Consider the following 629-nt stretch of genomic DNA (forward strand, 5'->3'; position numbering starts at 1 on the left):
TAATCACGCGTTTAAGCAAGCTTGCATCTGATAAGACCATCATCGTATTTACACAGCGTCTTGCAATACTGAGCTTGCTCGACTCGCTCGCGGTAATGGATGATGGTGAAATTCTAATGCACGGCGCCAAGCAAGAAATACTCGATCGCTTATCAGGAAAAATACCTGCACAAGGTAAGTCCGATACTAAAGACGGAGGTGAAGCATGAGCACTAGTGATCACCTCAGCAAAAAACAATTGAAGAAGCTGCATCAAGAAGACTTAGATTTTATTACAGATGCCTCGCAAGGCGAGTTAATGCGTACGCCCAAAGTGGCGCAAATCACCTTATGGGTGTTGCTCGTCATGGTACTCGCGCTCATTGCTTGGGCTTATACTTCGAGTATTGATGAGATTGTTCGCGGCCAAGGAAAAGCCATTCCGCTCAGTCATACACAAGTCATTCAAAATCTTGATGGCGGTATTATAAGCGCTATTCATGTGCGTGAAGGCCAAACCGTGGAAGCGGGTGATCTACTCATGGAACTAGATGCAACAACCGCCGGCGGCTCACTAGCACAATCGGTTGCCGAAACATCCTCGCTCGTTGCAGAAGAAATGCGTTTAGCGGCAGAGGTTGCCGGTATCG

The 629-nt window shown here is 47.4% G+C and carries 2 protein-coding genes; both read left to right on the top strand.

Annotated features, from left to right (window positions below):
* Nucleotides 1–209: hypothetical protein (locus tag A3762_RS28030; RefSeq protein ID WP_197469562.1), on the top strand; the 209-nt coding region annotated here is incomplete at its 5' end.
* The coding region (locus A3762_RS24435; protein ID WP_156493727.1) for a biotin/lipoyl-binding protein at nucleotides 206–629 on the top strand (424 nt) is incomplete at its 3' end. The genes A3762_RS28030 and A3762_RS24435, both read left to right, overlap by 4 nt.

Source organism: Oleiphilus sp. HI0125, assembly GCF_001635355.1.